We start from the raw sequence: 7,809 nt of genomic DNA, 5'->3' as shown, positions 1-7,809 counted from the left end.
TTGAGTTAAAAATTAAAAACTAAAAATTTAATTTTAATTCCAACTCATCACTCATAATTCATCACCCATAACTCTCCAAGTTGCTAGCCTACTGAAAGAATGTGTGCGTGGAAGAATGCCCAGGTTGTGGCTATACCCCCTAAGAGGTAGTGAGCAACACCAACTGCACGACCTTGAATGATGCTGAGGGCACGAGGCTGAATAGCAGGAGCTACTTTTAGCTTATTGTGCGCCCAAACGATCGATTCAATTAGTTCTTGCCAGTAGCCACGACCGCTAAACAAGAACATTAAGCTAAATGCCCAGATAAAGTGAGCGCCTAAGAACATCAAACCGTAAGCAGATAATGCACTGCCGTAGGAATTGATGACTTGTGAAGATTGTGCCCACAGGAAGTCACGCAACCAACCGTTAATGGTGATGGCTCCTTCAGCAAAGTTGCCACCAGTAATGTGAGTCACATTTCCAGCTGAATCAACTGTTCCCCATACGTCAGATTGCATCTTCCATGAGAAGTGGAAAATTACAATCGATAAGGAGTTATACATCCAGAAGAGTCCAAGGAACACGTGGTCCCAACCAGACACTTGGCATGTACCGCCACGACCAGGACCGTCGCAAGGGAAGCGGAAGCCCAAGTTCGCTTTATCTGGGATTAAGCGAGAACTGCGAGCGAATAACACACCCTTAAGCAGAATCAGTACGGTTACGTGGATGGTGAATGCGTGGATATGGTGTACGAGGAAGTCAGCAGTACCCAAAGTGATGGGCATCATTGCGACTTTGCCACCAACTGCGACAACTCCGCCACCGAAGGCATGACTAACAACTTGCAATGCATTTGGTGCAGTACTACCGGGTGCTACAGTGTGCAGGTTTTGGATCCACTGTGCAAACACTGGTTGCAATTGGATTGCACTGTCGGAGAACATATCTTGAGGACGACCCAATGCTTGCATTGTGTCGTTGTGGATGTAAAGTCCAAAGCTGTGGAAGCCAAGGAACATTGACACCCAGTTGAGATGAGAAATAATTGCATCGCGATGACGAAGCACCCGATCCAAGAGGTTGTTTTGGTTCACAACCGGGTCGTAATCACGCACCATGAAGATTGATGCGTGTGCCGCACCGCCGACGATTAGGAAGCCGCCAATCCACATGTGGTGGGTGAATATGCAAAGCTGTGTCGCGTAATCGGTCGCTAAGTATGGGTACGGGGGCATCGCGTACATGTGGTGCGCGATGATGATTGTTAGCGAACCCAAGAAGGCAAGGTTAGTTGCTAGTTGAGCGTGCCAAGAGGTGGTCAAGTTTTCATAAAGACCCTTGTGACCTTCACCTGTGAAAGGTCCTTTGTGGTTTTCAAGAATCTCTTTGATGCTGTGACCTATACCCCAGTTGGTGCGGTATTGGTGTCCGGCAACGATGAATAATACTGCGATCGCAAGATGATGATGTGCGATATCAGTCATCCATAAACCGCCAGTCACGGGATTTAAACCGCCTTTGAAGGTCAAAAAGTCAGCGTATGCACCCCAGTTCAACGTCCAGAAAGGAGTCAAACCGTTAGCAAAACTTGGATACAACTCAGTCAACAGGTCTTTATTCAGGATGAATTCGTGGGGTAAAGGTACGTCCTTGAGGGCGACACCTGCATCCAACAACTTGTTGATTGGGTTAGATACGTGGATCAAGTGACCAGTCCAACCCAAAGAACCGCAACCAAGCAATACTGCCAAGTGGTGGTTGAGCATTGACTCAACGTTTTGGAACCACTCTAATTTAGGAGCAGCTTTGTGGTAGTGGAACCAGCCTGCAAATAAGAACAAGCCAGCTAATACCAAACCGCCGATCGCAGTGCAATAAAGTTGGAACGAGTTGGTTATACCCCAACCGCGCCAAACCTGGAATAAACCAGATGTGATTTGAATCCCGTGGAAGCCACCGCCAACATCAGCGTTCAAAATATCTTGTCCCACAATGGGCCAAACAACTTGAGCACTGGGCTTAACTCCTAGAGGGTCGCTTAACCAAGCTTCGTAGTTCGAGAACTTGGCACCGTGGAATATCATTCCGCTCAACCACAGTGTCACAACTGCCAAATGACCGAAGTGTGCTGCGAATACTTTGCGGGAAATGTCTTCTAAATCGCTTGTATGTGTATCAAAATCATGGGCGAGGGCGTGAAGGTTCCAAATCCAGGTGGTGGTTTTGGGACCTTTAGCAAGGGTTCTATCGAAGTGTCCAGGCTTTCCCCATCTTTCAAATGAGGTTGGAACTGGGTCTCTATCGACAATCACTCTTGCCTTCTTCTCCTCTCGCTCCGGAGGACTAATCGTCATTCGACCTCCTCTCTTAAAAGGGATTGAGGAATTTTGTACATCACTAGTTGTCTTCGCAGCTTTTTTTAGCTTGTCGCTTTTCCCATTTTTTCAGATAACTTACTCAGCTAACTTCAAATTGGAGTTCGCGAGAAGACGCTATGTGAAAATTGGTTTCTGTTGAATTATAGGGTCATCTACCCCACATAGTTATAAACAATTTAACAATAATTAAAAATCCCTCAACTTACCGTGGATTCTAGTTTCTACATCATCAGGGTTGGGCAAATTGTCAATAGTTTATTCATTTAATTTACAAAGGGAAACAATTCGCAAATATTATATTTTTTAGATTCTTGCATGTTACAATTATTAATGTGCATTTTTTCTAATCTGGCTTTTCTTGTATCATTACAACTTTGTTACAATTTATTACAATTTATTACCATTAATCAAATCTAGAGTTATGGATAATTTTGGGTTTGGTGCGATTTCTTTTATGAATTATTTGGTTATTGGTCAAAATATTTGGTCAAAATAAATACGTGAGATACATAGAGAGTAAAAGATTATGGGATGGGGGAAACGGATAGAATGACCCTACATAATCTTTCTCTTTCTATGTCTAGATTTTTGCATAGCAGGAATATTTAACCTTTGGACTATGGTTTAGGGTCAACAATTTAAGCCAAAATGGTTTTTCAGTTGTTCGTGAGGTATAGCTGGTGAAACGTATGAATTTTTGGTTTGTAAGAGCGATCGCGATGGTGCAAAGCACCCACCAAAAGGCGATTCTCCAGAGGAGACGCTACGCGATGGTGCAAAGCACCCGCTTTACAGCGATCGCGAAATCTTTTCCTTGGCAGGGTGGAATAGTTAAGCGAAGTGCCAAATTATTAGTCTCATTCCTACTAATTCTTAGTTTGAGCGGTTGTGGAGGAAAAGTTGTTAGTCAGGAACCGTTTACATCGGGAAAAGTGCGGGATAACCCACAACTAACGAATCAAATTTCTGAAGTTTCCCCACCGTCCGTTATTCAAGAACTAAAACGCAGCTTGGAAACAAACCAACCACAGGTTAAGATTATCAGTCCGAAGCCAGACGAAACTTTGCAAAATGACCGGGTGGATGTTAGTTTTCAAGTTAAAGATTTACCAATATTTCAGGATTCGCAATATAAATTAGGTCCTCATCTGCATGTCATTTTAGATAATCAGCCTTACATAGCTGTTTACGATATTAGTCAACCTCTAACTTTATCCAACTTAGCTGCTGGTACACATACACTACGGGTTTTTGCATCCCGTCCTTGGCATGAAAGTTTTAAAAATGAAGGTGCATACACGCAAACAACATTTCATGTCTTTACAAAGACTGACGAGAATAATCCCGATATATCCCAGCCTTTATTAACATATAGTCGTCCCAAGGGTGAATACGGTGCAGAACCAATCTTGTTAGATTTTTATATCACGAATGCACCGCTACAAATTGGTGGTAAGGACATTTTAAAAGATGAAATTGGAGATTGGCGTATTCGCTGTACTATTAACGGTGAAAGCTTTGTATTAGATAGATGGGAGTCGGTATATCTTAAAGGATTTAAGCCCGGAAAAAACTGGGTAAAACTAGAATTTTTAGATGGAGAAGGTAAAGTAGTTAAGAACGTTTTTAATACTACAGTTAGAAGTATTGATTACGAACCAAAAGGTAAAGATACTCTTTCTAAAATTATTAGAGGTGAGCTTTCATCTGAACAAGTTCGTGGCATTGTTGACCCAAATTATACGGCGAAAATACCTGTTATAGAACCGATACCAACAGTTACACCAAAAATTGAACCAACTGTAGAATCGACACCAGAAACACAGCCAAAAGAGGAAAACTCAAAAGTTCCAAAAATTGATATTCCAGAAATTGATATTCCAGAGATTCAAGTACCTGTTGAAACTCCTAAAGTTAAATTACAACAACCGGAAAGACTAAAATCTGGCGGTTTTTTTAAACGTGAAACTAATAAAAACCCTGTACCGCAACCGCGTTTAAAAGAGATACCAGAGCCAATTTCAACTGAAACACCTACAATACCAGAATTAATTCCAGAAATCATTAACGAAACATCTACATCTGAGACTACTAAACCTCCAACAGAAATACCGAGATTTGGTAAGTATTTCAAATATCCACCTGTTAATGAATCTGTAGATAAAGCTGCTAATCCATCTATCATTACACCATCTAGCACACCATTATTAGAATCTACAAAATCTCCGATACCAGAAGTAATAAATCCACCTGTAGCGATACCCAGAAATAAACTTAGTAAGCAACCCGAAACACCTAATGTAATTGAGTCTTCTGCTGTGAAAGGGACTTCTGAACCGACACAACCCGCAAAATCGAGATTTAGTAAATATTTACAAAATCCTCAAGTAACACCGACAACTAAACCAGAAGTGCGAGATATACCAGAGGAGAAACAGTCTTCTTCGTCTAGTAAAACTCAAGTTGAAGTGACACCAAGTAATAAATCTAATGCATTGCAAGAAAAATTTGTGAGCGAATTAGAGAAGATTAAATCAAGTAAATTTTTGCAGCGTTTACAGTTACCGAAACCTGTATCTTCTTCTGATACAAAAGTTCTAGTTACTGATAAATCTTCAACCTCAGATGTACAATCAAATGGAGAAAGCTAGTCAGGTAAAGTAGGATTTTGAATATGTTTTTTGAATATGTTTGTAGTTGGTTCTTGTAAGTTACTTTCAGGGAATAAACCCAACTATAGACTTATCAATTTTATCATCCATAAGGGTATGAGGGCGGGGTTTTCCTGCCCCTACAGGTAAGCTAAAAAGCACCTAAATCATATATTAGGGCAGGCAGGGATACCCACTCCACAATAATTATAATAATTTAGATTATATGATTTAAATGCGGAACAGCTTATTACTTAATAATTCGACTGGAAATATTTAATAAGTATTTATCAAAAAATGGTAGTAAATCGTGTTCGCGCACCAGAATTTCCACAGTATTTTAATTGGTTAAATACAGATAAATCTTTATCGATAAAGGAATTAAAAGGTCGAATTGTTGTTTTAGATTTTTGGACTTATTGTTGTATAAATTGCCTGCATATACTACCAGATTTAAAATATATAGAACAAAAATATAAAAATAGCTTAACAATTATCGGTGTACATTCTGCAAAGTTTGATAATGAAAAAGAGATAGATAATATTCGTCAAGCAATCCTTCGCTATGATATTGAACATCCTATTTTAGTGGATAATGATTTTAAAATTTGGCAAGATTATGCGATACGCGCTTATCCCACACTAATAGTAATTGACCCTAAAGGTTATATTATTGGCTCATTTGTGGGAGAGGGAAAACGTGATATTTTAGAAGATTTAATTAAGCAAGTAGTTGAACAGAATAGTAAACAAGAAACACTGAATTTTCAAGAACTAAATTTAACCTTAGAAAAATTGCGATCGCCTATAATTACACCGCTAGCATTTCCTGGTAAAGTTATCGCAACAAATATAGGTTTATTTATTGCTGATACGGGACATAATCGGATTATTCAAACCTCTTTTGATGGGGAAGTTCTCAATATAATTGGCAATGGAAAAGCTGGTTTAATAGATGGTTGTTTTGCAGAAACACAATTTTCAGCACCACAGGGAATGACATTCGATCAAAAAAATAAAATTCTCTATATTGCTGATACGAATAATCACGCAATTCGTCAAATTGATTTAATCAAACAACAAGTAAAAACAATTTCAGGTACGGGAAAACAAAGTCGAAATATTCGTCCTCATTGTGGTAATGCATTGGAAACATCATTAAATTCACCTTGGGATTTGGTGAAAGTAGGTGAAAATTTGTGGATTGCGATCGCAGGTTCTCACCAAGTATGGAAAATGGATTTAGATGGCAATATTATTGGTACTTATGCGGGTACTGGTGCTGAAGCTTGTTACGATAGCAATATTCTAGAATCCGTATTTGCTCAACCTAGTGGGATAACTACGAATGGTTGTGAATTGTATGTTGCTGATAGTGAAAATAGCACAATTCGCGCTGTGGGTTTGAAAGAATCTGCACGGGTAAGAACGGTTTGCGGAAGCGGAAATTTATTTGCATTTGGCGATCGCGATGGTGTTGGTAGTGATGTTTTGTTACAACATTGTTTGGGGGTTGAATATGCTGAAGGTAATGTTTGGATTGCCGATACTTATAATCATAAAATAAAGTGTATTAATTTGAGTACGGGTGAATGTAAAACTGTTTTGGGTAGTGGGGAGTTTGGTTTAAAAGATGGTGTTGGTACAAATGCACAATTTTCCGAACCATCGGGATTGAGCATTTTGGATTCTTTTTTATATATTGCCGATACAAATAATCATGTTATTCGACAAATCGATTTAAGTAGTTTGGAAGTGACAACTTTAAATTTTCCAGGTTTATGTTCGCCAGATTTTTGTATTCCAGCAGTTCCTTAAATCTAACTAATTGATTATAACTAACTGAAAGGTTAAATTACTTATATAAGTTAGTACGTGTTTTTTTGAGTTAATCAATCGTAGATAAACGCAGATAATTTTTACGATTATATTTATCAATATTCATAATGTTTTATTTTTGTTGTTAGCCAATAAACATTAAGTATCAGATAAATCAGTATTTATACTATTATCATATTTAGAAAATTAGGAATAAATTAGAATCAAAATTGATTAAATTAAAATTTATAACTTACAAAATGTTAGCCAATACTGAACCTAATAAATTTATTTTTTTAGACAAAAATGATGTTTTGCTCTTTTTAAAAGACACTTATACTGTTGATATCTATAAACAGTTATTATTAGAGAATATTCAAGCTAAATTGAGCACGAAAATATCTAACAATTATTATGTTAAAGATATTTTTAAAGGTATCTCTATTAATGGAACTTTTTTAATGTGTGGAAATATTTTATGGAATTCATCAGAAGATGGGATAAAATGTCAACTTTTAAAAGTTGGCTCTAAAGGTTGGCAATCAGGATATTTAAAAATGAGATGTTCAGTAAAGATTGTACCCTCCGAAAACCTTAAAGGTCATGATAGACTTCAAAGTGATTTAATTTTAGAATTCTACTCTGATGAAATTCAAGAGCCAGAATCACCTCTAGATGATCTTCGGCAAATAATACTTTCTGAAAATAAACCTTAAGATAGATAAATATTAACTAATTTAATTTGTAATTTAACAGCAGTTATTCTTTATATTTCACTACTGTAAAATTGATTGTTTAGAAAAGAAAAGGTAACATGTTAAATTTCAATTATTCGAGTAACAACGTAAATGAAAAAATGGGAGAAGTAAGAGTAAAAGTTAAGCTAAACCTCGTCTACGTTGAAAACCGTAGTTTTTCTTCATCTTCTTCAAGATGATTTTTTACCCACAAGCGATCGCTAATTTCAAACGGAT

Annotated in this window: 4 protein-coding genes; 3 read left to right on the top strand and 1 reads right to left on the bottom strand. The window is 37.7% G+C overall.

Going from position 1 to position 7,809, the window contains the following annotated elements:
* Positions 1-83: 83 nt before the first annotated feature.
* On the bottom strand, positions 84-2,342 hold the full coding sequence (gene psaA, locus CK510_RS22560) for a photosystem I core protein PsaA (protein ID WP_095723825.1): 2,259 nt from the start codon (positions 2,340-2,342) through the stop codon (positions 84-86).
* Between the two features lie 713 nt (positions 2,343-3,055).
* Here psaA and CK510_RS22555 point away from each other — a divergent pair.
* The 3 genes from CK510_RS22555 to CK510_RS22545 all read left to right on the top strand — a co-directional run bounded on the left by CK510_RS22555 (position 3,056) and on the right by CK510_RS22545 (position 7,551).
* Complete coding sequence (locus tag CK510_RS22555; protein WP_211293262.1) at positions 3,056-5,017, top strand: hypothetical protein; 1,962 nt, start codon at positions 3,056-3,058, stop codon at positions 5,015-5,017.
* A gap of 297 nt (positions 5,018-5,314) precedes the next feature.
* Positions 5,315-6,835 carry a thioredoxin-like domain-containing protein gene (locus CK510_RS22550; RefSeq protein ID WP_095723824.1) on the top strand — a complete coding sequence of 507 codons (1,521 nt, stop codon included), beginning with the start codon at positions 5,315-5,317 and terminating at the stop codon, positions 6,833-6,835.
* A 260-nt stretch (positions 6,836-7,095) separates the two neighbouring features.
* Positions 7,096-7,551 (top strand): KGK domain-containing protein, encoded by a 456-nt coding sequence (locus CK510_RS22545; protein WP_095723823.1) that lies wholly within the window; start codon positions 7,096-7,098, stop codon positions 7,549-7,551.
* Positions 7,552-7,809: the final 258 nt, after the last annotated feature.

It is taken from the genome of Brunnivagina elsteri CCALA 953 (assembly GCF_002289455.1).
Lineage (GTDB): Bacteria > Cyanobacteriota > Cyanobacteriia > Cyanobacteriales > Nostocaceae > Brunnivagina > Brunnivagina elsteri.
Note: the sequence above shows the minus strand (reverse complement) of the source record. Positions and strands in the feature narration are given on the sequence as shown.